At 67.1% G+C, this 26023-nt stretch carries 25 protein-coding genes; 12 read left to right on the top strand and 13 right to left on the bottom strand.

The annotated features are described in order from the left end of the window. Positions 1-24 precede the first annotated feature (24 nt). Positions 25-489, top strand: coding sequence for an Lrp/AsnC family transcriptional regulator (locus BU28_RS0106185; RefSeq protein WP_028718706.1), 465 nt, complete (start codon positions 25-27; stop codon positions 487-489). A gap of 9 nt (positions 490-498) precedes the next feature. On the opposite strand, the gene BU28_RS0106180 is transcribed toward BU28_RS0106185, so the two are convergent. Then, on the bottom strand, positions 499-1665 hold the full coding sequence (locus tag BU28_RS0106180; protein ID WP_028718705.1) for an ABC transporter substrate-binding protein: 1167 nt from the start codon (positions 1663-1665) through the stop codon (positions 499-501). Then, complete coding sequence (locus BU28_RS24110; protein ID WP_051577851.1) at positions 1658-2680, bottom strand: GntR family transcriptional regulator; 1023 nt, start codon at positions 2678-2680, stop codon at positions 1658-1660. Before BU28_RS24110 ends, BU28_RS0106180 begins: the two co-directional genes overlap by 8 nt. A 242-nt stretch (positions 2681-2922) precedes the next feature. Here BU28_RS24110 and BU28_RS0106170 point away from each other — a divergent pair, with 242 nt between their 5' ends. From BU28_RS0106170 to BU28_RS0106135, 8 genes are all read left to right on the top strand, one after another. Continuing rightward, entirely contained in the window at positions 2923-4221 is a 1299-nt protein-coding gene (locus tag BU28_RS0106170) for an ABC transporter substrate-binding protein (protein WP_028718704.1), read from the top strand. A 70-nt stretch (positions 4222-4291) separates the two neighbouring features. Continuing rightward, complete coding sequence (locus BU28_RS0106165; protein WP_036762099.1) at positions 4292-5167, top strand: ABC transporter permease; 876 nt, start codon at positions 4292-4294, stop codon at positions 5165-5167. A 9-nt stretch (positions 5168-5176) separates the two neighbouring features. Beyond that, positions 5177-6019: an ABC transporter permease gene (locus BU28_RS0106160; RefSeq protein ID WP_028718702.1), complete on the top strand. Its 843-nt coding sequence runs from the start codon at positions 5177-5179 to the stop codon at positions 6017-6019. Further along, positions 6016-7131 (top strand): ABC transporter ATP-binding protein, encoded by a 1116-nt coding sequence (locus tag BU28_RS0106155; protein WP_028718701.1) that lies wholly within the window; start codon positions 6016-6018, stop codon positions 7129-7131. The genes BU28_RS0106160 and BU28_RS0106155 overlap by 4 nt, the downstream gene beginning before the upstream one ends. 1 nt (position 7132) lies before the next feature. Next, positions 7133-8170, top strand: coding sequence for an asparaginase (locus BU28_RS0106150; RefSeq protein ID WP_028718700.1), 1038 nt, complete (start codon positions 7133-7135; stop codon positions 8168-8170). Then, positions 8170-9072 carry a polysaccharide deacetylase family protein gene (locus BU28_RS0106145; RefSeq protein ID WP_028718699.1) on the top strand — a complete coding sequence of 301 codons (903 nt, stop codon included), beginning with the start codon at positions 8170-8172 and terminating at the stop codon, positions 9070-9072. Before BU28_RS0106150 ends, BU28_RS0106145 begins: the two co-directional genes overlap by 1 nt. A 4-nt stretch (positions 9073-9076) precedes the next feature. Beyond that, on the top strand, positions 9077-9370 hold the full coding sequence (locus BU28_RS0106140; protein WP_028718698.1) for a hypothetical protein: 294 nt from the start codon (positions 9077-9079) through the stop codon (positions 9368-9370). Next, positions 9363-10322, top strand: a complete 960-nt coding sequence (locus tag BU28_RS0106135; protein ID WP_028718697.1) for a CobW family GTP-binding protein — start codon at positions 9363-9365, stop codon at positions 10320-10322. Before BU28_RS0106140 ends, BU28_RS0106135 begins: the two co-directional genes overlap by 8 nt. On the opposite strand, the gene hydA is transcribed toward BU28_RS0106135, so the two are convergent. Genes hydA through BU28_RS0106100 form a run of 7 tightly spaced genes read right to left on the bottom strand, consistent with a single transcriptional unit; the run spans position 10319 to position 18677 of the window. Further along, a complete protein-coding gene (gene hydA / locus BU28_RS0106130; RefSeq protein ID WP_028718696.1) occupies positions 10319-11752 on the bottom strand; it encodes a dihydropyrimidinase in 1434 nt (477 codons plus the stop codon). The genes BU28_RS0106135 and hydA overlap by 4 nt on opposite strands. Before the next feature lie 19 nt (positions 11753-11771). Then, positions 11772-12533 (bottom strand): SDR family NAD(P)-dependent oxidoreductase, encoded by a 762-nt coding sequence (locus tag BU28_RS0106125; RefSeq protein WP_028718695.1) that lies wholly within the window; start codon positions 12531-12533, stop codon positions 11772-11774. Positions 12534-12541: 8 nt separating this feature from the next. Continuing rightward, positions 12542-13462 (bottom strand): NAD-dependent epimerase/dehydratase family protein, encoded by a 921-nt coding sequence (locus BU28_RS0106120; protein WP_028718694.1) that lies wholly within the window; start codon positions 13460-13462, stop codon positions 12542-12544. A gap of 17 nt (positions 13463-13479) precedes the next feature. After that, a complete protein-coding gene (locus BU28_RS22140) occupies positions 13480-15087 on the bottom strand; it encodes an ATP-binding cassette domain-containing protein (protein ID WP_036762095.1) in 1608 nt (535 codons plus the stop codon). Continuing rightward, positions 15087-15944 carry an ABC transporter permease gene (locus BU28_RS0106110; RefSeq protein ID WP_036762092.1) on the bottom strand — a complete coding sequence of 286 codons (858 nt, stop codon included), beginning with the start codon at positions 15942-15944 and terminating at the stop codon, positions 15087-15089. The genes BU28_RS22140 and BU28_RS0106110 overlap by 1 nt, the downstream gene beginning before the upstream one ends. Positions 15945-15956: 12 nt before the next feature. Then, on the bottom strand, positions 15957-16997 hold the full coding sequence (locus BU28_RS0106105) for an ABC transporter permease (protein WP_198944925.1): 1041 nt from the start codon (positions 16995-16997) through the stop codon (positions 15957-15959). A 60-nt stretch (positions 16998-17057) separates the two neighbouring features. Further along, the gene (locus BU28_RS0106100; RefSeq protein WP_198944924.1) at positions 17058-18677 is read right to left on the bottom strand and encodes an ABC transporter substrate-binding protein; all 1620 of its coding nucleotides are present in this window, start codon (positions 18675-18677) and stop codon (positions 17058-17060) included. A gap of 218 nt (positions 18678-18895) precedes the next feature. Here BU28_RS0106100 and BU28_RS22135 point away from each other — a divergent pair, with 218 nt between their 5' ends. The 3 genes from BU28_RS22135 to BU28_RS0106085 all read left to right on the top strand — a co-directional run bounded on the left by BU28_RS22135 (position 18896) and on the right by BU28_RS0106085 (position 22229). Beyond that, a complete protein-coding gene (locus tag BU28_RS22135; RefSeq protein WP_051577846.1) occupies positions 18896-19609 on the top strand; it encodes a GntR family transcriptional regulator in 714 nt (237 codons plus the stop codon). 132 nt (positions 19610-19741) lie between these two features. Beyond that, on the top strand, positions 19742-20785 hold the full coding sequence (locus BU28_RS0106090) for a patatin-like phospholipase family protein (protein ID WP_028718690.1): 1044 nt from the start codon (positions 19742-19744) through the stop codon (positions 20783-20785). Between the two features lies 1 nt (position 20786). Beyond that, positions 20787-22229 carry a GntP family permease gene (locus BU28_RS0106085; RefSeq protein ID WP_028718689.1) on the top strand — a complete coding sequence of 481 codons (1443 nt, stop codon included), beginning with the start codon at positions 20787-20789 and terminating at the stop codon, positions 22227-22229. Between the two features lie 58 nt (positions 22230-22287). On the opposite strand, the gene BU28_RS0106080 is transcribed toward BU28_RS0106085, so the two are convergent. Genes BU28_RS0106080 through BU28_RS0106065 form a run of 4 tightly spaced genes read right to left on the bottom strand, consistent with a single transcriptional unit; the run spans position 22288 to position 25998 of the window. Continuing rightward, positions 22288-23067 (bottom strand): HpcH/HpaI aldolase family protein, encoded by a 780-nt coding sequence (locus BU28_RS0106080; RefSeq protein ID WP_028718688.1) that lies wholly within the window; start codon positions 23065-23067, stop codon positions 22288-22290. Positions 23068-23079: 12 nt separating this feature from the next. Beyond that, on the bottom strand, positions 23080-24138 hold the full coding sequence (locus tag BU28_RS0106075; RefSeq protein ID WP_028718687.1) for an Ldh family oxidoreductase: 1059 nt from the start codon (positions 24136-24138) through the stop codon (positions 23080-23082). Between the two features lie 8 nt (positions 24139-24146). Continuing rightward, positions 24147-25112 (bottom strand): phosphoglycerate dehydrogenase, encoded by a 966-nt coding sequence (locus tag BU28_RS0106070; protein WP_028718686.1) that lies wholly within the window; start codon positions 25110-25112, stop codon positions 24147-24149. Positions 25113-25116: 4 nt separating this feature from the next. After that, positions 25117-25998 (bottom strand): dihydrodipicolinate synthase family protein, encoded by an 882-nt coding sequence (locus BU28_RS0106065; protein ID WP_028718685.1) that lies wholly within the window; start codon positions 25996-25998, stop codon positions 25117-25119. Positions 25999-26023: the final 25 nt, after the last annotated feature.

Raw genomic sequence — 26023 nt, 5'->3', positions numbered from 1 at the left:
AACATTTTTCAGGGCGATGACAGGATGCAGGACAGGCTGGACCCGGTGGATTGGAAAATTCTTGAGGAATTGACCCAGAACGCCCGCATCCCGGTCGCGGAACTGGCGCGCAAGGTGGGGCTGTCCAAGACGCCCGTCGCGCTGCGCATCCGGCACATGGAGGAGATCGGCCTGATCACCGGCTATCGCGCGATCCTGTCCCCGCTGAAGCTGGGACTGACCAATGTCACCTATCTCGAGGTCAGCATGAACGACACGCGCGAACACGCGCTGCAGCAGTTCAACACCGCCGTCCGCGCCATCCCCGAGGTCGAGGAATGCTACATGATCGCCGGTGGCTGCGATTACCTGCTGAAGGTGCGTTCGCGTGACATGGCCCATTTCCGCCAGATCCTTGCCGAGAAGATCTCGATCCTGCCCCACATCAGCAACACGTCAAGCCATGTGTCCATGGAGGCCGTGGTCGAGCAGAACTTCAACCTGGGCTAAGGGGCGGCGTCAGGCCTGCTGGAATTCGTGCCAGCGCCGGACTAGGTAATTGTGTTCGGGCATGATCGTGCTCCAGACCCGGACCTTGGCCAGGCGCTGGTGATAGCCGCCCCCTTCGCGGCACTCGCCCTTGCGGACGACGACCCGCCCCTCCATGTCGGGCAGGTCGGCGGCGGCGGGCAGCCCGCCATACCAGTAATCCCATTCCTCGCCGGTCAGCGTGTCGCGCAGGGGCTCGGGCACCGACATGTAATAGCCCTGGCGGGCCATGATCGCGCCAGGCACGCCGTCCAGCCACCAATTCAGATAGCGATAGGCCATCTCAAGCCGCGCACCCTGCGCCGCGGCCGACAGGCACATGCCGGAATGCCACCCGCGATAGCCCTCGGCCGGGGCGGCATAGGTCAGATCGAAGCCAAGCTTTCTCATGCCGTAATAGGCCGGGGACCACAGCGACGAGACGACGCAGCCCGAGGTGGACAAAAGCCGGATCGAATCCTCGGCCGAGGTCCAGAAGCGGCTGAAATGCCCGCTGCGCTTGCGCGCCATCAGATGGCCGAACATCTCGTCGATCTCCTCGACGGTCAGGTCGCCCGGATCGCCGACCCGCATCAGGCCGGCCGCCTCGACCGCCATGGCCAGTTCGACCGCGCTGGCCGCCGGGTCCAGGCTGAGCGCGCAGCGGCCGTGCCAGCGTTCGTCCAGAAGCCAGGCCCAGCTTTCCGGTTCATCCGGGCGGCGGTGGGCGGCCAGTTCGGGCATATAGGCAAAGCTGTCCACGTTGTAGGACGTCGGCAGCATCGAGATCGGCGGCACCGCCGAGGCGGGCACGGCCGACAGGGTGCGGTCGGGCTGGACGAACAGGACATCCCCGGGACGCGTGCCGAAGCCCTGCCCCGCCCCCCCGAACACGCCCGAGGAGCGGACCTGCGGCCAGCGTCCGATGCGGCCGGTGTCGATGGCCTGGATCGACCCCGCCGTCCACAGCAGGTCCAGGGAATGGAACCACTGGTCATAGACGTCATAGCTTTCCGGCGACAGCACGCCCCGGCTTTGGCAAGCGAGCCCGTCCAGCACCTCGAATTCGATCGGAAAGTCCAGGTCGGCATGCGCCTGCCGGCGCAGCGCGCCGGTCAGCGTGGCCGAAGTGCCGATGACCCTGAGCGCCTCAGCCATCGCGGCCCCGATAGACGGGCGCCATGTAGGGGGCAAGGTCCGGCGGCTCCAGCAGCGACAGGACGCGCAGCCGGGCCAGGGTCAGCGCTTCGACCCGCAGCAGATGGGCGTGCAGCAAGCCCTGCGCCTGGCCGATCTGGTCCCGCCCCAGATGGCGCAGGATCCCCGCATATTCGTGCAGCGCAGGCAGGTCGTCGATGATCGGGAAATGGCGCCGGAACAGGCGCGGGACCAGAAGCGACAACTGGTTCCGGCGGATCGAGCCGAGCAAGCGCGAATTGCGCACGCCCTCGTACATCTCGACGAACATCGCCTGCTCCAGCCTGTCCAACGCGGCGGCGCCGCAGGCCGGAAACGCCTGGATCGCGGCCTCGACCTGGGAAAGCAGCGCCGCAGACCGTTCGGCGGGCAGGCCGGGGGCGACCTGGGCCAGGGCCTCGGGCTCAAGCAGGCGGCGCATCTGCAGGGTGTCGCGCAGGTCCCGCGCCGTCATCTGCCCGACGATCCAGTGCGACTTGCGGTTCTTTTCGATCAGCCGCCGGTCCATCAGGCGCCACAGGACCTCGCGCGCGACGGTGCGGCTGACATTGTGGAAATCGCCCAGTTCGGTTTCCTGGATGCGGAAGGTGCCGAAGGGCATGCAGGCGGTGACGGTTTCGGCAACCTGCGAAAAGATCCGCTCCCACGAAGCCGTGCGCTCGATGTCGTCCGCCTCGGCCGTCAGGATCTGGTGCAGGTGACGCGAGGACAGGCGCAGCGGGGTACCCGACCGGCCCACGACATAGCCCTGGCCCGATGCCCGCGTGACCAGCCCCTGCTGGGCCAGCATGGCCAGCGCCCGGCGCACGGGCGCCCGGCTCATCCCCAGCTGGCTGGAAATCCGCGCCTCCTTCAGGACGGTGCCGGCGGGCAGTTCGCCGGTCCGGATCTTGCCTGCAAGCAGATCGCGCACCGAGGCATAGAAGAACGCCCCCCCTGCGCCCCCCGCCTGGTCCTGCGCCTTGCCCAAGGTCATCGCGATCCACTTCCTGCACAAGAACCGGGCGGATTTTCAGGCAAACGGCCCAGGGTTCCGCACCTGCCCCCGTCCGCGATCTTGCGCCCGCCATTCTGGTCGCGCAAATGGAAATGTGCATTGCATCCTAAATACAGTTTGCTACCGTATGCTTGTCGATGCCGACTCCAGAAGGCCGCCGAACTGGCCCGGGCCGGCGCTGTCCGTGCGATGGTCACGGGGATCCAACGGGGAGATATGAGATGACGCAATCTGACAGACAGGATCGCGCGGGGCTGACGCGTCGCCGCTTTCTGAAGACCACGGCCGCGGCCACCGGGGCGGCGCTGGGATCGGGTGCCATCGGCGCACCGATGATCTGGGCCCAGACCATCAAGGACGTGACCCTGAACCAGGTGGGCCCCTCTTATTCGGTGATCGCCGACATCGCGGAAAAGGCCAGCGCCGACCTGGGCTTCAAGATCGTGCCGCAGACCGCCGACAGCACCGCGCTGATGGCCAAGGTGGTCACCCAGCCCGAAACCATCGACATCGCCGACCTGGAATTCTGGGCGATGCAGAAGGTCTGGCGTTCGGGCAAGCTGCAGCCGGTCGAGATCGCCAAGATCAAGCTGTGGTCCAAGATGACGCCGCTGATGCGGGACGGCAAGAACTTCGACGGCTCGGACCTGTCGCGCCAGGGCACCATGCCGTTCGAGGTGATGTACACCGGCGGCCCCGGCGACACCAGTTTCGCGACCGAGGCGACCGATTACGCCACCACCATGCCCACCATCTACAACGCCGACACGCTGGGCATCCGCTCGGACCTGATCGGGCGGCCGGTGGAAAGCTGGGCCGAGCTTTTCAACCCCGAGTTCAAGGGCAAGACCGCCCTGGTGAACATCCCCCAGATCGGCATCATGGACGCCGCCATGGCGCTCGAGGCGATGGGCGAGATCACCTATGCCGACAAGGGCAACATGACCCGAGAGGAGATCGACCACACCATCAACCGCCTGATCGAGCTGAAGAAGGCCGGCCAGTTCCGCGCCTTCTGGAGCACATTCGACGAATCCGTGAACCTGATGGCCGCGGGCGAGGTGGTGATCCAGTCGATGTGGTCGCCCGCCGTGACGGCGGTCAAGTCGCGCGGGCTGCAATGCGTCTATCAGGGCCTCAAGGAAGGCTATCGCGGCTGGGGCCTTGGCATGGGCCTGATGGGGCACCTGGAAGGCGTGAAGCTGGAAGCGGCCTACGAATACCTGAACTGGTATCTGTCCGGCTGGCAGGGCGCCTTCATCGCGCGGCAGGGCTATTATTCCTCGGTTCCCGAAACCGCCTTGGCGAACCTGACCCCGAACGAGGTCGGCTACTGGTACGAAGGCAAGCCCGCGACCGAGGACATCCTGGACCCTTACGGCGCGGTGATGGACAAGGCCGGCGCCGTGCGCGACGGCGGGTCGTTCCAGGACCGCATGGGCCATGTCGCCTGCTGGAACACGGTGATGGACGAAGAGCGCTACATGGTCCAGCGCTGGAACGAGTTCGTCTCGGCCTGAGCGCCGGGCGGGCGGCGTGGCACCACACGCGCCGCCCTTCCTGAAGAACGCCTCTGTTCGGAGAACCGCCATGTCCGCCAAATCGTCCGGCAGCGGATCGCGCCTGGCCCCCTATCTGCAGGTCGCTCCGCTGGCCTTCATCATGCTGGCGATGGTGGGCATCCCCATCGGCACCGTGGTCATGCTGAGCTTCTGGGAATCCGACGGGATCTCGGTCTATCCCGCCTTCACCTGGCAGAACTACCACGACGTGCTGACCGCCGGCGTCACGCTGACCCTGTTCCTGAACACGCTGAAATACGCAGCGATGGTGCTGGTGGCGACGGTGCTGATCGGGTTCACCTGTTCGTATTTCCTGGTCTTTCACGTCCGCAACCTGAAATGGCAGATCGGGCTTTTCCTGCTGTGCACGATTCCGTTCTGGACCTCGAACGTGATCCGCATGGTCAGCTGGATCCCCTTCCTGGGGCGCGAGGGGCTGTTCAACCAGATGCTGATGCAGGCCGGGCTGATCCGGCAGCCGCTGGATATCCTGCTGTATTCGGATTTCGCAGTGGTGCTGACCTATGTCCACCTGTTCACGCTGTTCATGATCGTCCCGATCTTCAACAGCATGGCCAAGATCAACCCGAACCTGATCGAGGCGGCGCGCGACGCCGGCGCCAGTTCCTGGCAGATCCTGACATCCGTCATCATCCCGCTGTCCAAGACCGGGATCGCGCTGGGGTCGATTTTTGTCGTGACGCTGGTGATGGGCGATTTCTTCGTCGTCCGGGTGATGAGCGGTGGGCAAAGCGCCTCGGTCGTCTCGGCGATGAAGAACCAGATCGACCAGCTGTTCTATCCGCAGGCCTCGGCCCTGGCGGTGCTGCTGATCGTGGTGGTGGTGCTGATGGTCTCGGCCATCCTGCGGGTGGTCGACATCCGCGCCGAACTGGCGAAGTAGGGGGCGATCATGGCACAGTCATCCACCCGCCGCGGCGTCGATTTCTATATCCTCGCGGCCTTCTTCGCGCTGTTCGTCCTGTTCCTGTACGGTCCGATGCTGATGATCTTCATCCTCAGCTTCCAGGGACCGACGGGCGGGCTGACATTCCCGATGCGCGGCGTCTCGACGCACTGGTTCCATGACCTGTGGTCCTCCAGCCGCTATGGCGACCTTGGCGGCGCATTCCGCCGGTCGCTTGTGCTGGGACTGATGGCGATGGTCATCACCGCGACGGTCTGCCTGTTCGCGGCGCTGGGCTTTCGCCGCCGCTTCTGGGGGGCGGGGCCGCTGTTCTACCTGTCGATCATCAGCCTGATCGTGCCGGGCATCCTGCTGGGCCTGGGCATCAGCCAGCTGTTCCAGCTGCTTGGCCTGCGGCTGAGCTGGTGGCTGTCAGGCCTGGGCGCGCATCTCAGTTGGACGCTGCCTTTTGGCCTGCTGATCATGTTCGCCGTGCTGAACCGCTTCGACGGATCGTGGGAGGAAGCGGCCCGCGACGCGGGCGCCCGGCCCTGGCAGGTGCTGGGCCTGGTCACGGTGCCGATCCTGTTCCCCGGGCTGATCGCCGTCGCCCTGTTCGGCTTTACGCTGTCCTATGACGAAATGCCGCGGTCGCTGCTGACCGTGGGGGGCAAGAACACGCTGCCCATCGAAATCTCGAACATGACCACGAATGTCACCACGCCGGCGCTTTACGCCATCGGCACGGTGACCTCGGCCGTCAGCTTCCTGGTGATCGCTCTGGCCTTCGGTGCCATCGCCGTCATCCAGAGGCAGCGGTCGCGCGCCAAGCGGGGAAAAACCGAATGACAGAACAAAGCCGCATCGACATCCGCAACGTCACCAAGCTTTACGGCCCGGTGAAAGCCGTCAACAATGTCGATCTGACCATCGACGGCGGGGCCTATTGCTGCATGATCGGCCCCTCGGGCTGCGGCAAGACGACGCTGCTGCGGATGATCGCCGGGCACGAAACCCCAAGCTCCGGCACCATCTCGATCGGCGGCACCGACGTGACCACGGCCCGCACCGGCAGCCGGGGGACGGCGCTGATGTTTCAGAACTATGCGCTGTTCCCGCATCTGTCGCTGACCGATAACGTGGCCTTCAGCCTGCGCGTCAAGGGCGTCCGCGCGGACGAACGCCGCCGCGCCGCGCGCGAGATGCTGGATCGGGTGCAGCTTTTGCATCTGGCCGACCGCGTGCCATCCGAGCTGTCGGGCGGCCAGCAGCAGCGCGTGGCCCTGGCCCGCGCGCTGATCAACAAGCCCAAGGTCCTGCTGCTGGACGAGCCGCTTTCCGCGCTGGACGAATTCCTGCGACTGAAGATGCGGGTCGAACTGAAGCGGTTGCAGAACGACCTGGGCATCACCTTCATCCACGTCACCCATACCCAGCCCGAGGCGATCGCCCTGGCCGACCAGGTGGTGGTGATGGACCACGGCCTGATCGAACAGGCCGCCAGCCCGCGCGAGATCTACAATTTTCCGCACAGCCCCTATGTCGCCCGCTTCATGGGCGGCCAGAACGTGCTGGGCGGCACCGTCGCCCGCGCCGAGGACGGCAGCGCGGTCGTGACCGGGCCGACCGGCCTGACCTATGACGTCGCCGGCGCGGCGGGGCTGCAGACCGGGCAGGAGCTGCGCTTTTCGGTGCGCCGCGACCGCATCCGCGCCGCCGACGCGCCCGCCCCGCGCAACGGCATTTCCGGGCAGGTGGTGAACATCGAATACCAGGGCACCTTCGTCAAGGTCGCGCTGGACACCGGCCTGCGCGAGGAATTCATCATCTACATGGACGACGAGGAATTCTTCGCCCGCCCCCGCGCGGTGGGCGAGACGGTCCATGCCGCCTGGGACCCGGCGCTGAACCATTACCTGCCCGGCACGAACAATTCGGCCGGCACGCCGCACGAGGACTAGGATGAAGCCCCAAGTCCAGATCATCGCCCTGGGCGGCACCATCGCCTGCACGCCCGACAGCGCGGGGTCCGGCGTCGCGCCCGGCCTGACCGGCGCCGACCTGGTGGCGGCCGTCCCCCAGCTGGCCGCCCTGGCCGATGTTCAGGCGCGAAACCTGTCGAACGTCCCCTCGACCGAGATCGGCCTGCCGCTGGTGATCGAACTGGCCGCCGCGATCCGCGCGCATGAGGATCAGGGCGCCGCCGGCATCGTCGTCACCCAGGGCACCGACACCATCGAGGAAACCGCCTTTCTGCTGCACCTGCTGCACCGGGGCAGCGTCCCGGTGGTGGTGACGGGGGCGATGCGCAACCCTTCGGTGCCGGGGGCCGACGGGGCGGCGAACCTGTTCGCCGCCGTCGCCTGCGCCGCCGATCCGCAATGCCGCGACCTCGGGGTGATGGTCGCCTTTGATGACGTGATCCACCCGGCCGCCTGGGTGCAAAAGCGCGACACCTCCTCGACCGGGGCGTTCTGGTCCCCCGCCCCCCTGGGCTGGATGGCCGAGGGGCGGCCCGCGCTTTACGCCCGCCCGCCGCGCAGCCCAACCTTTGACCCGGCGCTGAAGGCCGCCCTGCCCTTCGTCCCGATCCTCAAGCCCGGCCTTTCCGACCCGCCGCTGCTGGTCGAGGCGGCACTGGCCGCCGGCGCGGCGGGCCTTGTGCTGGACCTGGCGGGCGGCGGCCATGTGCTGTCGTCCTGGCTGGAGCCGCTGACCGACGCCGCCCGCCGCATCCCGGTGGTCTTTTCCAGCCGCACCCGGGGCGGGCGCGTGCTGTCGCGGACCTATGGCCAGGTCGGGGGCGAAATCGACCTGCTGAAGCGGGGCCTGCGCGGCAGCGGCGATCTTGACGCGCTGAAGGCGCGGCTGGTGCTGATGCTGGCGCTGATGACCGGGGCGCCCGAGCGTTTCGACCGCTTCACCGACCTGTCCTGGCGCTCCGCGGCGGACGCCCGCGGCACCGACGATCCCGACAACACCTCAACAGGGAGGCTATGATGGCCAAGAAAATCTATTGCGCATTCGGCACCGACATCGATTCGGTCGCCGGCTGGATCGGGTCCTATGGCGGCGGCGACAGCCCCTCGGACATCCAGCGCGGCATCTTCGCGACCGAGGTCGGCATCCCGCGCCTGCTGCGGCTGTTCAAGAAATACGACCTGCGCACCAGCTTCTTCATCCCCGGCCATTCGCTGGAAACCTTCCCGGACGAGATGCGGATGATCGTCGATGCCGGGCATGAGATCGGCGCCCACGGCTATCTGCATGAGAACCCCATCGCCATGACCCCCCAGCAGGAAGAGGACGTGCTGGTCAAGTCCATCGAGCTGATCGAGGGACTGACCGGGCGCGCGCCGCGCGGCTATGTCGCGCCGTGGTGGGAAATGTCGAACTCGACCGCCGCGCTGTTGCAGAAATACGGCTTCAGCTATGACCACTCGCAGGGCTACCGCGACTTTCAGCCGTTCTATGCCCGCGTCGGCGACGAATGGAACGTCATCGACTATACCAAGCAGGCCAAGGACTGGATGCACCCGCTGAAGCACGGCAAGGAAATCGACCTGGTCGATATCGCCGCCAACTGGTATGTCGACGACCTGCCGCCGATGATGTTCATGAAGAAGGCGCCGAACAGCCACGGCTTCGTCAATCCCCGCGACATCGAGGAACTGTGGCGCGACCAGTTCGACTGGGTTTACCGTGAGATGGACTATGCCGTCTTTGCCTTCACCATCCACCCGGATGTATCCGGCCGTCCGCAGGTGCTGCTGATGCTGGAACGGCTGATCGAATACATCAACGGCCACGACGGCATCGAATGGGCCACCTTCGAGGAGATCGCCGACGATTTCCGCAAGCGCTATCCCTTCGCCTCGGACAAGCGGCCCGAGGTGATCTGAAGCCATGTGCAGCGCCTGCGGCTTTCCGGCCGCGCCGGGCCATTGGACGGATGCGGGCGCGCAGACGCCGGGCGACCGGCTGCGCCTGCGCTTTGCCCGTCTGGGGGCGGTGAACCGACTGCTGGCGCCTTATGGGCTGAAGGCCTGGGACGACGGCGTGACGCCGGGGTTGCAGCTGTTCGCTCCGGGCGGCCAGCGGGAGCTGGTGCCCGATCTGGCAGCCCTCTGGGCCGCGGCCGAGCGGATGGCCGGCCGCCCCATCGACCCTCTGTCCGACCACGCCCTGGCCGATGGCTGAGGGCGCGCGTTCGGACGGCCGCTTGCCGCTGACCATCCTGGGCGGTTTCCTGGGAGCCGGGAAAAGCACCTGGCTGCGCCATCAGCTGCACCAGGGCCGGTTCCGGAACCATGCCATCCTGGTCAACGAGGCCGCGGAAACCCCGGTCGACAATCTGCTGCTGGCCGGAGCCCTGCGCCTTGGGGTGCTGGCCGGCGGCTGCGCCTGCTGCACCGGACAGGCCGCGCTGGTCGCCGCGCTGCGCGAGTTGTGCAACGATGCCAGCGGCCGCGATGCAGGGCGGATCGGCGGGGTGCTGCTGGAAACCAGCGGGCTGGCCGATCCCGGGCGCATCGCCGCCGCCATCGCCGCCGATCCCATCCTGTCGCGGCGCATCGCCTTGCAGGAAACGCTGGTCCTGGTCGACGGCCTGCACGGTGCCCGGCAACTGGCATCCGAAGCCTTGGCCCGCGCGCAGATCGAGGCGGCGGACGCGCTGATCCTGACCAAGCCCGCCGAGGCTGCGGACCTGGGGCGGCTGGCGCTGACCCTGCGCCGGATGAACCCCCATGCCGCGCTGTCGGCGGCCGAGCAGGGCGTCGCGGTCCCCCTGCCCTCTGTGCCGGATGACCTGCGCCCGCTGGACCTGCCGCCGCTTGGCCCCAGCGAACCCATCGCCCCTTATCGGCTGGCGGTCGGGCAGGATGGCGGCTGGGTGGCGCTGTCGACCTGGCTGTCGGCGCTGCTGCACGCCCGGGGCGACGACATCGTGCGCATCAAGGGCGTGGTGCGCACGCCGGCGGGCCGGCTGCTGCTGCAATCGGTCCGCCGCGTGGTCCAGCCGCCCGAGATCCTGCCCGACGACGATGCGGCCCTGGCCGGCCCCGCGCCAGAGGAAGGCGTGATCGTGCTGATCGGCCGCGGCATGACGGCCGAGACGCTGGAACGGTCCTGGCGGCGCTTTGGCGCCTAGCCCAAGGGTGCGCTCGCGCCGCGCGCCGCCATGGGCGACAGGGCGCGCGGCAGGAACCGGCCGCCCTGCTTGCTGCCCAGAATCTCGCCGTCCTGCATCACCACCTCGCCGCGCAGGATCGTCGCCTGGGGCCAGCCCGTGACCTCATACCCTTCCCACGGCGTATAGTCCGAGCCGTGGTGCATCAGCGACTGGCTGATCGTCACGCGGCGATCCGGGTCCCACAGCACGATGTCGGCATCATAGCCCGGCGCGATGCTGCCCTTGGTCGTCAGCCCATAGATCCGCGCGTGGTTGGTCGAGGTCAGGGCGACGAACTGGTTTTCCGTGATGCGACCCTTGACCACGCCCTCGGACCACAGGATCGGCATGCGCACCGCGACCCCCGGGATGCCGTTCGGCACCCAGCGAAAGCCGGTGCGGGCCTTGGGGTTCTTCTTGCCCATCTCGCCCTCGAAATAGAACGGGCAATGGTCCGAGGAAAAGGTCTGGAACACCCCGGTCTGGATGCCGTTCCAGATCGCGTCCCAGCTTTCGCGGTCGCGCGGCGGGGGCGAGCAGACGTATTTGCTGCCCGTGTCGTCCATGTTCAGGCCCTTGAGGTCATCGGCCGTCAGCGAGACATATTGCGTGCAGGTCTCGCCCATGATCTTCAGCCCGCGGTTCTGGGCCCAGCGGATCTGCTCCATCGCCTCGCGCCCCGAGACATGGACGATCATGATGGGCACGCCGGTCAGTTCGGCATGGCTGATGGCGCGGTGGGCGGCCTCGCGTTCGACCGACTGGGGGCGGGAAACGGCATGGTAATAGGGCGCAAGCTTGCCCGCCTTTTCCAGCTTTTCGGTCATGAAGCGGATGGCGTCATAGCCTTCGCAATGGACCATGACCAGCGCGCCCTGTTCGCCCGCCGCGTCGAACACCTCCAGAAGCTCGCGGTCGTTCAGCACCATGTCGTCATAGGTCATGAACACCTTGAGCGAGGTATAGCCCCCCGCCACCAGCGCCGGCAGTTCCTGGCCCAGCACGGCGGGTGTGGGATCGGTCAGGATCAGGTGAAAGCCGTAATCGCAATAGGCCCGGCCCTCGGCCTCGGCATGATAGTCGGTGACGGCCTGGCGCAGCGACATGCCGCGCGATTGCAGCGCAAAGGGAATGACGGTGGTGTTGCCCCCCGCGATGGCCGAGCGGGTGCCGCTTTCGAACCCGTCCGCCATCGCAGGTCCGCCAAAGGCCGGCTGGGCCAGATGCACATGGCTGTCGATGCCGCCCGGCATCACGCGCAGGCCGGTCGCGTCGATCTCGCGCCGTCCCGGGTCAAGCTCCAGCCCGATCGCCACGATCTTGCCATCCCGGACGCCCACATCGGCGCACGCGCTGTCTGCGGCGGTCACCACCGTGCCGCCCCGGATCACCAGGTCGAAATCCTGCATGGTCCTTGTCCCTCCCCTTCTAAACCATCACGTCGCCGCCGTTCGGCGACAGCACCTGCCCGCAATAGAAGGCCCCGCCGGTTTCCGAGGCAAGCAGCAAGGCGGTCGGCGCAATCTCGTCGGGCTGGCCGAACCGTCCGACGGGCAGCTGGCCCTTTTTCATCGCCAGCCACGCTTCGCTGTGGGCCATCAGCAGGGGCGTTTCCACCGGGCCCGGCGCGATGCCGTTCACCATGACATTGTGCGGCGCGCCTTCATAGGACAGGGCGCGGGTCAGCCCGACCACGCCCGCCTTGGCGGCGACATAGGCTGCCAGCCCAGGCGCGCCCTTGTAGGCCAGTTGCGATGCGATGTTCACGATGCGGCCGTAACGCCGCTCGACCATGCCGGGAAAGAAGGCGTGCGTCACCAGGAACACGCCGCGCAGGTTGACGCCCAGCATCCGGTCCCATTCCGCAACGGTGACATCGCCGAACGGCTTGTCCTTGCCGCCGATGCCGGCGCAGTTCACCAGGATGTCGGGTGCGCCCAGGACCTTGGCGGTCCAGTCGGCCAGGGCGGTAACCTGCGCCTCATCCGCCACGTCGCATTCGCGGGTGGCCAGGCTGCGCCCGGCTGACGCGAATTCGGCGCCAAGGGACTGCGCTCCCGCGTCGTCGCCGAAATGGCAGATGGCAACGCTGGCGCCCGCCTCGGCGAACAGGCGGGCGATGGCCGCGCCGATGCCGCGGCTGCCGCCGGTCACCAGCGCCTTGCGGCCCTGCAGGGAAAAGGGGGGCATGATGGATGTCACTTGGATGCTTCCTGACGCTTCAACCAGTCCAGATAGGTGCGGATGCCGTCCTCCAGCGTCACGCGGGGGCGATAGTCCAGGTCGCGCGCGGCGGCGGAAATATCGAAACGCTCTTGCCGCATGTCGCCCGGATCGTCGCCCGGCGCGACCTCGACCCGGGCACCCGGCACAACTTGCATCACCGCGTCGGCGACCTCGGACAGGGTCAACCAGCTGCCGCCGGTGATGTTATAGGCCTGCTGCGGCAGGTTCGGGCGGTCCAGCGCGGCGATCAGCGCGTCGCTGGCGTCGTCGATATGCAGATACTGGCGCGTGAAATCGCGGCCATAGGGGATCTGCGTCACCCGGCCCGCCATCGCGTCCAGCAGCATCTGGCGGATCAGGCAGGCGGTGCTGCGCCGCGGGCCATAGACCCAGCCGATGCGCAGGTTCACCGTATCGACGCCGAACTGCAGCTTGTAGGCGTTCATCACATGTTCGGCCGCCGCCTTCGAGGCGCCATACATCGTGTCCGGCACCATGACCGTATCCTCGGGGACCGGCCCCGGCGGGGTCACGCCATAGGCCGTCGCGGTCGCGGCAAAGACCACGCGCACGCCGCCGATGATGCGGGCAAGTTCGCCGATATTGGCCGCGCCGCCGATATTCACCTGCACCATCTGGATCGGATGGTCGGGCGAAACCATAGGGCCCGAGAACGCCCCGCAATGCACGATCGCGCCGATCGGATGGGCCCGGGAGATGGCGTGCAGGCCGTGGATGTCGGTCACGTCGCATTCGCGCACGGCGCGTCCTTCGACGGTCGTGGCCATGCGGTCGATGGCGATGACGCTTGTGCCGCGATCCTCGAGCGTGCAGCGCACCGCGTGCCCGATCAGCCCGGCCGCGCCCGTGACCAGAACATGGGTTTCACTCATGGAAGGTTCCTTTCCGGTCAGGCCGCATAGCGTTCGATGGGCAGTTCCGCCCCCAGCAGCATGCGGGTGTAGTCGTGTTGCGGGCTGGCGAAGATGCGCTCGGTCTCTCCGATCTCGACGATCTTGCCGTGGCGCATCACGGCGACGTTATGGGCCAGCGATCGGACCGAGTTCAGGTCGTGGGTGATGAACAGGGTCGCAAGCTGCATCTCGCGCTGAAGCTCGCGCACCAGGTCGATGATCTGGGCCCGCACGCGGATGTCCAGCGCGGTGGTCGGCTCGTCGAAGACGACGAAATCGGGCCGCGTCGCCAAGGCCCGCGCCATGCCGACGCGCTTTTGCTCGCCCGCGGTCAGCTCGTGGGGAAAGACCCCGGCCAGCCGCGCCGGCAGGTGGACCAGATCCAGCATCTTCAGCACCCGCGCGCGGCGTGCGGCGGGGCTGGCCATCCCGGGGTCCAGCGCCAGCGGTTCGGCGATCAGCCGGGCCACGGTCCAGCGCGGGTTCAGCGCGACATAGGGTTCCTGAAACACCATCTGGATGTTGCGCCGCAGGGGGCGAAAGGCGCGGTCGGGCAGCGTCAGCAGGTCGCGGCCCTCGAACAGGACCTGGCCGCCATCGGCGCCCAGCAGCCGGACCAGGCACTGCCCCACCGTGGTCTTGCCCGAGCCGCTTTCGCCGACCAGGGCCAGGGTCTCGCCCTTGGGGATGGCAAAGGACAGGTCGTCCACCGCCTTGACGACATGGCCCGAAGGGGTCGGGAAGTGCTTGACCAGGTTCCTGACCTCAAGCAGCGGCGCGGCCCCGGCGCGCGGCGCGGCCTTGACCATGGGCGCCGGCCGCGCCCGGGCCGAGGCCAGCAGCTCGGCGCCATAAGGGGTCGCGGGGCGATGCAGGAAAGCGGCGGTCGCGCCTTCCTCGACGATGCGGCCCTCGCGCATGATCGCGACCCGGTCGCAATAACGCGCGACGATGCCCAGGTCATGGGTGATGATGACCGCGCCCATCCCGGCCTCGCGGCAGCGCGCGACCAGCAGATCCAGCACCTGAACCTGGATCGTCGCGTCCAGGCCCAGCGTCGCATCGTCGGCCAGGATCACGCGCGGCTCGGCCACCAGCGCCATGGCGATGATCACGCGCTGCGCCATGCCGCCCGACAACTGGTGCGGATAGGCCTCGGCCCGTTTTTCTGGATCGACGATGCCCACCTTTGCGAACAGAGCCACGGCCTGTTCGCGGGCGGCGGCCGCGCCGATGCCCTTGTGCGCGCGCAGCACGTCGGCCACCTGCGCGCCCACCGGGCGCACCGGATCCAGCAGAGACTTGGCATCCGTCCCGATCAGGGCGACCTGCCCCCCGCGCATGCGGCGCAGCTCCTCGGCCGGCATCTGGCGCAGGTCGCGGCCGCCGACCTCGACCGTGCCGCCGCTGATGCGTCCCTTGCCGGGCAGAAGGCCGATCAGCGCGCGGGCCAGGACGGATTTGCCGGCCCCTGTCTCGCCCACGATGCCCAGCACCTCGTCGGGGCGCAGTGTCAGGCTGACACCGTGCAGCACGGTCCGGTCACCGAAGGCCACCGACAGGTCGCGGGTCTGAAGCAGGGGCTTCGTATCAGGCTGGTGCATCAGGCTCTCTCCCGCCGGGGGTCAACATAATCGCGCAGGGCGTCGGCCATCAGGGCAAAGCTCAGCACGGAAAAGACGATGGCAAGTCCCGGGAACAGCGCCACCCACCAGACCCCAAGGATCATCTGCTGCGACCCGACCGAGACCATCAGCCCCCATTCCGGCAAGGGCATCCGCACCCCCGCCCCGATGAAGGACAGGCCGGCGGTCAGCAGGATCGCCATGCCGATGGAAATCGAGATCTGCACGATGGCCGGGGTCAGCGCATTGGGCAGGATGTGGCGGAACATGATCTGCCCGTCGGTCGCCCCCGAACAGCGCGCGGCGGCGATGAAGGGGCGGTCGCGCAGCGACAGCGCCTCGGCCCGGATCAGGCGGGCAAAGATCGGCACGAAGAGGACCGCCAGAACGATGGCGACGTTCCAGATTTCCTGCCCCATGACGGACACCAGCGCCATGCCCAGCACGAAGACCGGAAAGGACTGGATGAAATCGAAGACGCGCATGACCAGCGTGCTGGCCCAGCCCCGGTAATAGCCGACCAGCAGTCCCACCGGCACGCCGATGGCGAATGCCACCGCCACCGCCACGACCGAGATCAGCAGGTTCACCCGCGTGGCGTAGATGATGCGCGAATAGATATCCATGCCCGATACGTCCGTGCCCAGCCAATGCGCCGCCGAGGGCGGTTGCAGCGACGAGATGGGGTCGGCCTCGGTCGGGGCATGGGTCGCCAGGATCGGCGCGAAGACGATGGCGATCACCTGCAACAGCAGCAGCGCCAAGCCGAAGGCCGCGCCGGGCCGGCCCAGGATAAAGCGCAGGAAGGCCCGGGTCTGGACGATGATTTGCGACATGATCCGCCCTCCTCAGACCTGGATCCGCGGGTCGGCCAGTTCGTAGAGGATATCCACGACCAGATAGACCAGCAGGATGAAGACCGCCGCGACCAGGACAAAGCCCTGGAGCGCGGGATAATCGGAATAGGTCACCGCCTGGACCGCGTACTGACCCAATCCGCCCCAGGAAAAGATCGTCTCGACCAGCACCGCTGCGCCCAGCAGGAAGCCGACCAGAAAGCCCACCAGCGTGATGATCGGCGGCAGGCTGTTGCGCAGCGCGTTGCGCACGATGGTGCGCTGGCTCAGGCCGCTGGCGCGCTGGTGGCGGATGAAATCCGCGCGCCAGATCTCGGCGAAGGTGGTCTTGGTCATCTTCATCAGCGCGCCCGCGTTCACGATGGTCAGCGTCAGCACCGGCAAGAGCAACCGCCCCGCCGCCGATTTCAGCGCGGCGAAATCGCCGGCGATCAGGGCGTCGAAGGTATAAAAGCCCGTGACCGTGGGCGGCGGAGTCACCATCGGGTCGATCCGGCCGAACGGCGCTGCCGCGATGCCCCAGGTGCTGAACAGGAAAAAGATCAGCAGCAGCCCGACCCAGAAATCCGGGATCGCGCCGGCCGCCATGCCATAGAAGCGGCTGACGTAATCGGCGATGCCGCCGGGGCGCACCACCGCAAGCACCGCCACGGCGACCGCGATCAGGATGGTCAGGATCATTGCATAGAAGATCAGCTCCAGCGTGGCCGGCGCGCGCTCCATCAGGTCCACGGCGACGGGGTTCGAGGTGAATAGCGACACGCCAAGATCGCCGTGCACGACCCCGCCCAGGTAATGCAGGAACTGCTGCCACAGGCTGCCGTTCAGCCCCAGCTGCTCGCGCAGGTTGGCGATGCTTTCCGGGGTCGCCATGTTACCCAGCATCAGCAGGGCCGGATCCCCGGGCAGCAGGCGGACCAGCATGAAGGTCACGAAGATGACGCCAAGCATCTGCGGCAGCACCATGGGAAGCCGCGTCAGGACGATGCGCAGCACGCGCGGCAGACGCCGCCAGGTCGTCGAAATTGCCATCGTGGTCATTCCATCGGAAATGGGCACCGGCCGGGACGACCCGGCCGGCCTCGCGTCGGATCATTCCTTGTGGAAATCGAACCAGGCGTTGCCGTTCGGCGTGTACCAGGAATAGCCCTTGACGTTCTGGCGGGTGGCCAGCTGATAGCCCGGGTTGAACAGAAAGACCCATGGCGCGTTTTCCATGGTGATCTGCTGTACGCGCTTCATGTCGGCCCGCCGCTTGTCCTCGTCGGTCGAGGTCAGGGCACTGTTGATCAGGGCGTTCACCTCGTCGCTGTGAAAGCGCGAATAGTCGATCAGCGAATTGCTGTTCAGCCACAGGTTTGCCACATAGGCCGCGTCGGGCACGATCGCCATGTCGCGGAAGAAATACATCGGGATCTGACCCTTGGTATAGCGTTCGACCAGGGTCGAGGCCGGCAGCTTGGAAAGCGTCACATCCACGCCGGCCTTGGCGAAGGCGGTCTTCAGGATGATGGCCAGTTCCTCCTCAAGCTGGTCGCCGGTGCGATACCCCAGTTCGGTCTTGAACCCGTCCGGCAAGCCTGCCTCGGCCAGCAGCGCCTTGGCCTTTTCGAGGTCGTTGGAAAAACTGTAGTATTCGTCCGTAAAGGCCGGATAGATCTCGGAAATCGGACTTTTTGTCGGACGGGCGGTGTCGAAGTAGACGGCCTTGGCGATCTCGTCGCGCGGTACCAGATAGTTCAGCGCCAGCCGCACCTTGGGATTGTCGAAGGGCGGCGTTTCGTTCTGCATCTCGACCCGATGGATGAAGTTTCCGAACACCTTGTTGACCTTCACCCCCGGCATCTGTCCCAGCATGGACAGTTCGCGCGGCGACAGGTATTCCGCCACATCCACCGCCCCCGCCTGCAGGGCCGCCAGCCGGTTGGCGCTGGTCGGCATCTCGCGGAAGATCACCTTCTTCAGCTTCGGGACGCCGCGGTAATAATCGGTGTTGGCCTCATAGATGATTTCCTGGCCGGGCGAATATTTCGTTACCTTGTAGGGCCCGAACGAGGCCGAGTTTGTCGCCAGCCAGCGCTGGCCCCAAGGGTCCTCGGGCGTCAGGTGTTCCTTCATCGTGTCTGAATCGAGGATGCCCAGATCGCTGTTGATCCACAGCTTTTCCAGCAGCGGCGAGGCGTTGGGGATGCTGACCCGGACGGTCATGTCGTCGACCCTGGTGAAGGCCGCGTCGAAATCCTCGATCTTCAGGATCTGGGTCATGTACCAGTGGAAGTTCGACTTCAGGTTCCAGCCCCGTTCGAACGACCACATGACATCGTCGGCATCCAGCGGATGCCCTGCCCCGCTGACCACGCCCGGGCGCAGATGAAAGGTGATCGACTTGAAGTCGGGCGCGACCTCCCATCGCTCGGCCAGGGCGCCGGTGATCTTCGAGAAGTCCTCATAGGAGATGCCATCCTCGGCCTTCTTCATCTCATAGGCCAGAAGCCGTTCGTTCACGTTCCGGCGCAGTTCGTGCACCGCCTCGGTCGGCGGGTATTCCTGATCCAGCGACTCCGGGGTGCGGGGACCGGCGACGATCAGCGTTTCCTGCGGGCTTTGCGCCCAGGCCGCCTGACCGCCCCAAGGCGCGGCCACCATCAGCGCACCGATGGCAGCCTGCATCAGCAGGCGATGCAGGGGCGAAGGGATATGGTTGATCTTCAAGACGGAAACTCCCTGTTCTGGACTCCCTTTCCCGCCCCTGTCTGCGCAAGGTTTCTGGATGGTGAGTCGTCTACTACGTTGGATACAATGAAATGAACAACGCTGGCTTCTGTCAATTGAAATTGCCTCTGCGCCGTGCGATAGCAAGGAAAAGCGCGTGAAAAAGGTGGGTGCCGTCGGTGACGTCCATTTTTCAGGCAGTCGATTGGTAGAACGTCATGGCAGAAACAGGCATCCCCCCGCAGAAGCGCCGCCACGGCTATACCGAGCAGGAAATCACACGCCGCCTGATCGAGGCGATCTTCGAACAGCGGCTTCCGCCCGGGGAAAGGATCACGGAAAACCAGCTTGCCGATATCTTCGGGGTCAGCCGCACGGTCGTGCGCCTGTCCATGAGCAAGCTTTCCGAGATCGGCGTTTTCAGAAAGACCCCCAACCTCGGATATACGATCGCCTCGCCCTCGCGCGCCGAGGCCAGGATGATGCTGGACGTGCGCAAGATGATCGAGCCCAGCATGGTCCGGTCCATCGCCGTGACCCGGTCGGCCGAACATCTGCAATCGCTTCTGGACCACATCGCCACCGAGGAGGCGGCGCGCAGCGCGGGCGACCGTTCGACCCTTGTGCGCCTGACCGGAGAGTTTCACCTAAAGCTGGCCGAGATCAGCGGCAACGTCTATCTGGTTCATATCATGACGCAGCTGCAGGTGCTGACCTGCCTTGCCATCCTGGTCCATGCCGAGTCCGAGACGGGATGTCCGAGGGACGAACACAGCAGCATCGTCAACGCCATAGCTCAGGGCGATGGGGAAAAGGCGGCGGCCGAAATGGCGCATCACCTGTCCCATATCTCGGAAGAATTGCAGATCAACACCCTAAGGCCCGAGCCCAGCCTTGAAAGCGCGCTGCGCTGGCTGGGTGCCGCCCAGTAGGCCTGCCGACGCAGCTGGTACAACCATAGCCCGCGATGCCAGGGGCCAAGCCTCTTTCTGCACCGCAGAGAAAGCCTTGAGAACGCGGGACACCGTGCTAGGATCGCGCCGAAGCAGCATATTGGGGGGCCCATGGCCAGTTCATCTCCCCCTCGTGGCAAGACGGCCTCGGTGCCCGTCGATCTGGCCCTGCAGGGCGGCGGCTCTCACGGGGCGTTCACATGGGGCGTGCTCGACCGATTGCTCGAGGAGGATCGGCTGACGATTGCCGGCATCTCGGGGACTTCGGCCGGGGCCATGAACGCCGCCGTTCTGGCCGACGGCTTTGCCCAGGGCGGGGCCGAGGGCGCGCGCAAGGCGCTGACCGCCTTCTGGGAATTCGTCGCCGATGCAGCCCGGCTCAGCCCGTTCCAGGCCACCCCCATCGACATGGCGCTGGGCAACTGGTCGCTGGCCCACTCGCCCGCCTTCGTCGCCATGGACATGCTGTCGCGGCTGGCCTCGCCCTATACGCTGAACCCGGCGGGGATCAATCCGCTGCTGCGGGTGCTGGATCGGGTGATCGACTTCGACCGCCTGCGCGCCGCGCCGATCAAGCTGTTCGTCACCGCCACCAACGTCCGCACCGGGCGGGGCCGGGTCTTTCGCAACGCCGACCTGTCGCCTCAGGTGCTGCTGGCCTCGGCCTGCCTGCCGACGCTGTTCCAGGCGGTCGAGATCGACGGCGAAAGCTATTGGGACGGCGGCTATGCCGGGAACCCGACATTGACCCCCTTGGTGCGGGAGGTCGACAGCGACGACACCATCCTGGTCCCGATCAACCCCATCGAGCGCCCCGGCGTGCCGCGCAGCGCGGCGGCCATCCTGAATCGCCTGAACGAGGTTTCGTTCAACGCAGCGACCCTGAAGGAATTGCGCATGATCGCGCTGCTGCGCCAGGTCGCCGACCCCGGCAACGGGGAAGGCGCACGATGGGCGCGGATGCGGGTCCACATGGTGCCGAATGCGGTCATGACCAGCCTTGACCACTCGTCCAAGCTGAACGCGGACCGGACCTTCCTGCGCTGGCTCCGCGACCGGGGCCGAGAGGCGGCGGACCGTTTCCTGACCGAAAACGGCCGGAACATCGGCCAGCGGTCGTCCGTCGACATCGACACGCTTCTGGACGGGGTCTGACATGGGGCTGACCGGCATTCTGCTGGCGTTGGCGCTGCTGATCTGGCTGGCCTATCGCGGCTGGAGCGTGCTGCTGCTGGCGCCGGTCGCCGCGCTTCTGGCGGCCGCCATCTCGGGCGAACCGTTGCTGGCGCATTGGACGCAGACCTTCATGGGAGCGGGCGCAGGGTTCATCGGTCAGTTCTTCCCGCTGTTCCTGCTGGGCGCGGTCTTTGGCAAGCTGATGGAGGACAGCGGATCGGTCCGCGCCATCGCCGACCTGCTGACCCGGACGCTGGGCCCTGGCCGTGCCATCCTGGCCGTGGTCCTGGCGGGCGCGGCGCTGACCTATGGCGGCGTCAGCCTGTTCGTCGCGCTGTTCGTGCTGGCACCCATGGCCGAGGCGCTTTTTCGCCGCGCCCGGATCCCGCGCAGGCTGATGCCTCCGGCGATTGCACTGGGCACATTCACCTTTACCATGATGGCGCTGCCCGGCACCCCCGCGATCCAGAACGCCATTCCGATGCCGTTCTTCGGCACGACGCCCTTTGCCGCACCGGGACTGGGGCTCCTCGCCTCGGCGATCATGCTGGGTTTCGGCTTGTGGTGGCTGGCCCGTGCCGAACGTGCCGCGCGCGCCCGGGGCGAAGGCTTTTCCGACAGCCGCGTTCCGGGCGTGGACGAAACCGTCCTGCGCCAGCGGGCGGTGACGGCGCGCGAGTTCGACCCGGCCGAGGCCCCGCACGGCCATCAAAGTCCCGAACTGCCCCCGCCGGCGATTGCCGTGCTGCCCCTGTTCGTGGTGATCGGGGTGAACATGGCCATGTCCTTTCTGATCCTGCCGGCGCGATCCTTCGACTGGCTGGCGCAGCCGCGCTGGGGCGGGACGGACATCGGCGCGGTCAGCGGCGTCTGGTCGGTCGCGGTGGCGCTTGCGGCGGCGATCCTGGTCGTGCTGGTCCTGAACCGGCCGCGCCTGACGCGGCTGCGCGAAACCCTGGATGCCGGTGCCAGCGCCTCGGTCCTGCCGATCTTTGCGGTGGCAAGTCTGGTCGGCTTCGGTGCCGTCGTCGCCGCGCTGCCAGCCTTTGAGCTGGTGCGCGACTGGGTGCTGTCGATCCAGGGCGGCCCGCTGGTCTCCATGGCGGTCGCCACGAACATCCTGGCAGCGCTGACCGGCTCGGCCTCGGGCGGGCTGACCATCGCGCTGGACGCGCTGGGTCCGACCTATCTGGAACGCGCGGCCGAACTGGGCATCGACCCGCAACTTTTGCATCGCGTCGCGGTGATGAGCGCGGGGACGCTCGACAGCCTGCCCCACAGCGGCGCGGTCGTGACGCTGCTGTCGGTCTGCGGCGTTTCGGCCCGGCAAAGCTATCGCGACATCGTCATGGTGGCCATTGTCGGCGCCCTGCTGGCGCTGGTCGCGGTGATCGCGCTGGGAACGCTGCTGGGCAGCTTCTAGCGCCTGCCGGGCGGCGGGTCCTGGGGCCTTCATCGGCCCGGACCCGCCCCGCGGCCCGTCAGTCGGCGCGGGCCTTTTCCAGGTGCTGGCGGGCCGCCTGATCCAGATGGTTCAGGTCCGACGAGATCGAGGCGAAGGTGAAGCCTTCGTCCAGCCTTTGCCGCGCGACATCGCCGTGGCCGGTGTGGATGCCCGTGGCGATCCCGGCGGCGGCGCCGGCCTCGCGGATCCGGGCCAGAGCGGCCTCGAAATCCTCGGCGCGGGCCGGATCGGTGATCGTCTCGCCCCCCAGCGCCAGCATCAGATCGCCCGGACCGACATAAAGGCCGTCGATCCCCTCGACCGAGGCGATGGCCTCCAGGTTGGCCAGCCCTTCGTGCGTCTCGATCATGGCGATGCAGGCGACCTCGGCGTTCATGTCGGCAGTGCGCGGGCCCGACCGCAAACCCGCCCGCATCGGCCCGTAACTGCGCGTTCCCAGCGGCGGAAAGCGGCACGCCCTTGCGGCCGCGCGGGCTTGCTCCGGGGTGTCGATCAGCGGCACGATCACCCCCTGGGCGCCGGCGTCCAGCGCCTGCCCGATCAGCGCCGGATCATTGGCCGCCACGCGGACCATGCCGCCGCAGGCGCTACCGGCCAGCGCAGCCCCGGCGTCGATGCCGATCAGACCGTTCAGAACGGCGTGATAGTCCAGAAAGCCGTGCTGCGCGTCAAAGCAGACGTAATCGTAGCCATGCCGGGCCGCGCGCTCCTGCACGGCCGGAACCGGCAGTTGCGACCAGTAGCCGACCAGCCGCTCACGCGCGCGAAGGCGCGCGGCAAAGGTCCATTTTCCCATGCGCTTTTCCTTTCACGCGGCTTCGTGGGCGGCCAGCACGGCCGGAACGTCGACGGACAGCGTGCCCGCCTGTTCGATCAACCCGGCCAGGATGCCGGGATACAGGGTGACGCCCTGGTCCAGGGCCTTGCGCTTGCGGGCCAGCGCCGCCTGCCCCGGCAGGCGCACCGGCTGGTCGGGGTTGCGCGGGGGCGAGGCAAGGCAGGCATCCACCAGCCAGCCGGTCTGCTTCAGGAAGGCCTCCGCGCCGCCGAAAGCCGCCGGGTCATAAACCGAGATGGTCACCGCCGCATTCGTCCCCTTGGGCGCATCGGCACGGCCATAGCCCGCCAGCCCCTGGGTGATCGCCTCGACCGACAGCGCCATGCCATAGCCTTTCTGGCCGTGGTCCAGCCCGCCGGTCGGCAGCAGCGTGCCGCCCTCCAGCACCGCCTTGGGGTCGGTTGTGGGCTTGCCCGTGGCGTCGGCCACCCAGGCGTGGTCATAGACGCGCCCTTCGCGGATCATGCGCTGCGCCATGTTGACCGTGGTGATCGAGGCCGAGATGTCGATCAGGATCGGGTCGCCCGGCGTCGGGATGCCGTAGGCCACCGGGTCGGGCGTGAACACCCCCTTGAGCCCGCCAAAGGGCGCCACCTGCGCCCCCGAGGGCGACGACGAGGCGATCGAGATCATCAGGCCCTGGCTGGTCGCATCCTCCAGATAGGCGGCCAGCGCGCCGATGTGGTGGCTGTCGCCGATGACCAGCGTCGCGGTGCCGTATTCGCGGGCCCGCGCGCAGGCCAGCTTGACGCCCTGGGCGACCAGCCAGGCGCCGGGCAGGCGCTTGCCGCGCCAGCAGATCGCGGCGCCCTTGTCGGAGACCGTCTCGGGCGTGCCGTCGCGGGTCATGACCCCGTCCGCGATGCTTTGCAGATACCAGGGCGCCAGCGCCAGGCCGTGGGTCGTGTGGCCCATCAGGTCGGCCTCGACCAGGTATTTCGCCACGGCCTCGGCCTTGTCATCGGCCAGCCCGGCGGCCCGGAACAGCTCGGCCGAGAAACCGCGCAGGATATCGGCTTTGATCGTCATGTCGGTCCTCATTTGGCAAAGACTTCCGGGTTCAGGACGCGGCGCGGCTGGCCGCCCGCCATCAGTTCCCGAATGTCGGCGATGTTCATCAGGCCGACGTTTTCCACCGCCTCGACGGTGTCGGCGCCGTTATGGGGCATGAAGACCGTGTTCGGCGCGGTAAAGATCGGGTGGCTCCGGTCCGGCGGCTCGACCACATAGGCGTCGATGGCTGCCCCGCCCAGCTGGCCGGAACGCAGCGCCTCGGACACCGCGTCCAGATCGACGACCTCGCCGCGGGCCAGGTTCAGCAGGCGCGCGCCGGGCTTCATCCGGGCGATGGCCTTGGCGTCGATCAGCGCGGCATTGTCCTTGCCGCCGAAGATGTGCAGCGACAGATAGTCGGAACGGGACAGCAGCCCGTCCAGGTCGGTCAGCTCGATGTCGTTCGCCGTCGCGAATTCGGCATCGGCATAGGGGTCCGAGGCGATGATCCGCATGCCCAGCCCCCGCGCCTTCAGCGCAAGGGTGCGGCCGATGTTGCCAAGGCCAAGGATGCCCAGGGTCTTGCCGCCAAGCTGGCTGCCGACCTTGCGGTCCCAGCCGCCCGTCACCACCGTCTGATGGCCCGCGGGCATGTTGCGGGCCAGGGCGAACATCATCCCCAAAGCCAGTTCCGCCACCGCGTCGGCATTGGCGCCGGGGGTGTTCAGCACCGGCAGGCCGCGCCGGGTGCAGGCCGGAATGTCGATGTTGTCGACGCCCACGCCATGCTTCAGCACGGCCTTGATGCGCGGTCCCCTTTCCAGCAGGGCGTCCGTCGCGGGCACCAGCCCGACGACCAGATAGTCGGCGCGGTCGATATGGTCCCAGACCCCGCCATCTTTCAGCTTCGGGTCCGAGCAGCGGATCAGTTCCCAGCCAAGTTCCTCCAGCTTGGCGGCGACGCGGCCGATGCGGCCGAAGCTGGGCGAGGTGGTCAAAAGGACGGTCATGGGCTTATACCAGTTCGTATTTCACAAGGATTTCGCGGATCTTTTCGTCTTGGGCCGGGTCGGGCAGCAGGGCGGGCTGGCGGCTGGCGCCGACCGAACTGTCCATCAGGAACAGCGCGCGCTTGACCAGCGCGGGCGGATAGCCAAGGCCATAAAGATCCTTGCGGAAGTTCCCGAAGATCTCCTGCTGGCGCGCCGCCTCGGCCTGATCGCCGGCGTTGAAGGCGCGGATGATGCCGGCCAGCACCTCGGGCAGCACGTTGCCCAGGCCCGAGATGCAGCCCGCCGCGCCGTTCTGCAGCGACCAGTGCACCAGATGGTCGGGACCGGAATAGACCGCAAAGCCCTCGACCTCGCGGCCGACGGCCAGATAGGCCTCCAGCGTGTCCTGCGCGCCGCCCGAATCCTTGATCCCGGCGATATTGCCATGACCAGCCAGGGCGCGGGCGGTCTCGGGCTCGATATGGTTCTGGGTGCGGGCCGGGATGTCATACAAATAGACCGGCGTTTCCACCGCATCCGCCACGGCCGAGAAATGCCGTACCAGCCCGTCCTGGGTGCAGGCGATGAAGAAGGGCGTGATGACCGCGATGCCGTCGACGCCGATGCGGTCGAACTCGCGGGCAAGCTTGATCGTCTCGAAGGTGGCGGGCATGCCGGCGTTGACGATGACGCGCGCCTTGCCCGCAACCTCGTCCACCACCGCCTCGGTCAGCGCCACCTTTTCGTCATAGGTCAGGGCGGTGAAATCGCCGTTGGTCCCCGCGCACATGATGTTGTTGCCGGCCTGCACCTGGCGGCGCACCTGCGCGCGGGTGGCGTCGAAATTGATCGTCTCGTCATCGTTGAAACAGGTGACAAGCGCGACAAAGGCTTCTTTGGTCATCAAGGGCTCCGGGTAGAGGGGCGGG

The sequence above is a fragment of the Paracoccus yeei ATCC BAA-599 genome (assembly GCF_000622145.1).
GTDB classification, from domain to species: Bacteria; Pseudomonadota; Alphaproteobacteria; order Rhodobacterales; family Rhodobacteraceae; genus Paracoccus; species Paracoccus yeei.
The sequence above is the reverse complement of the archived record's forward strand: the minus strand, read 5'-3'. Positions and strand labels throughout refer to the sequence as shown.

What these genes read in the sequence shown, in the direction of transcription:
- BU28_RS0106185 (WP_028718706.1), top strand. Translation starts at nt 25, where the DNA reads ATGCAGGACAGGCTGGACCCGGTGGATTGGAAAATTCTTGAGGAATTG.
- BU28_RS0106180 (WP_028718705.1), bottom strand. Translation starts at nt 1,665, where the DNA reads ATGGCTGAGGCGCTCAGGGTCATCGGCACTTCGGCCACGCTGACCGGC.
- BU28_RS24110 (WP_051577851.1), bottom strand. Translation starts at nt 2,680, where the DNA reads ATGACCTTGGGCAAGGCGCAGGACCAGGCGGGGGGCGCAGGGGGGGCG.
- BU28_RS0106170 (WP_028718704.1), top strand. Translation starts at nt 2,923, where the DNA reads ATGACGCAATCTGACAGACAGGATCGCGCGGGGCTGACGCGTCGCCGC.
- BU28_RS0106165 (WP_036762099.1), top strand. Translation starts at nt 4,292, where the DNA reads ATGTCCGCCAAATCGTCCGGCAGCGGATCGCGCCTGGCCCCCTATCTG.
- BU28_RS0106160 (WP_028718702.1), top strand. Translation starts at nt 5,177, where the DNA reads ATGGCACAGTCATCCACCCGCCGCGGCGTCGATTTCTATATCCTCGCG.
- BU28_RS0106155 (WP_028718701.1), top strand. Translation starts at nt 6,016, where the DNA reads ATGACAGAACAAAGCCGCATCGACATCCGCAACGTCACCAAGCTTTAC.
- BU28_RS0106150 (WP_028718700.1), top strand. Translation starts at nt 7,133, where the DNA reads ATGAAGCCCCAAGTCCAGATCATCGCCCTGGGCGGCACCATCGCCTGC.
- BU28_RS0106145 (WP_028718699.1), top strand. Translation starts at nt 8,170, where the DNA reads ATGGCCAAGAAAATCTATTGCGCATTCGGCACCGACATCGATTCGGTC.
- BU28_RS0106140 (WP_028718698.1), top strand. Translation starts at nt 9,077, where the DNA reads ATGTGCAGCGCCTGCGGCTTTCCGGCCGCGCCGGGCCATTGGACGGAT.
- BU28_RS0106135 (WP_028718697.1), top strand. Translation starts at nt 9,363, where the DNA reads ATGGCTGAGGGCGCGCGTTCGGACGGCCGCTTGCCGCTGACCATCCTG.
- hydA (WP_028718696.1), bottom strand. Translation starts at nt 11,752, where the DNA reads ATGCAGGATTTCGACCTGGTGATCCGGGGCGGCACGGTGGTGACCGCC.
- BU28_RS0106125 (WP_028718695.1), bottom strand. Translation starts at nt 12,533, where the DNA reads ATGCCCCCCTTTTCCCTGCAGGGCCGCAAGGCGCTGGTGACCGGCGGC.
- BU28_RS0106120 (WP_028718694.1), bottom strand. Translation starts at nt 13,462, where the DNA reads ATGAGTGAAACCCATGTTCTGGTCACGGGCGCGGCCGGGCTGATCGGG.
- BU28_RS22140 (WP_036762095.1), bottom strand. Translation starts at nt 15,087, where the DNA reads ATGCACCAGCCTGATACGAAGCCCCTGCTTCAGACCCGCGACCTGTCG.
- BU28_RS0106110 (WP_036762092.1), bottom strand. Translation starts at nt 15,944, where the DNA reads ATGTCGCAAATCATCGTCCAGACCCGGGCCTTCCTGCGCTTTATCCTG.
- BU28_RS0106105 (WP_198944925.1), bottom strand. Translation starts at nt 16,997, where the DNA reads ATGGCAATTTCGACGACCTGGCGGCGTCTGCCGCGCGTGCTGCGCATC.
- BU28_RS22135 (WP_051577846.1), top strand. Translation starts at nt 18,896, where the DNA reads ATGGCAGAAACAGGCATCCCCCCGCAGAAGCGCCGCCACGGCTATACC.
- BU28_RS0106090 (WP_028718690.1), top strand. Translation starts at nt 19,742, where the DNA reads ATGGCCAGTTCATCTCCCCCTCGTGGCAAGACGGCCTCGGTGCCCGTC.
- BU28_RS0106085 (WP_028718689.1), top strand. Translation starts at nt 20,787, where the DNA reads ATGGGGCTGACCGGCATTCTGCTGGCGTTGGCGCTGCTGATCTGGCTG.
- BU28_RS0106080 (WP_028718688.1), bottom strand. Translation starts at nt 23,067, where the DNA reads ATGGGAAAATGGACCTTTGCCGCGCGCCTTCGCGCGCGTGAGCGGCTG.
- BU28_RS0106075 (WP_028718687.1), bottom strand. Translation starts at nt 24,138, where the DNA reads ATGACGATCAAAGCCGATATCCTGCGCGGTTTCTCGGCCGAGCTGTTC.
- BU28_RS0106070 (WP_028718686.1), bottom strand. Translation starts at nt 25,112, where the DNA reads ATGACCGTCCTTTTGACCACCTCGCCCAGCTTCGGCCGCATCGGCCGC.
- BU28_RS0106065 (WP_028718685.1), bottom strand. Translation starts at nt 25,998, where the DNA reads ATGACCAAAGAAGCCTTTGTCGCGCTTGTCACCTGTTTCAACGATGAC.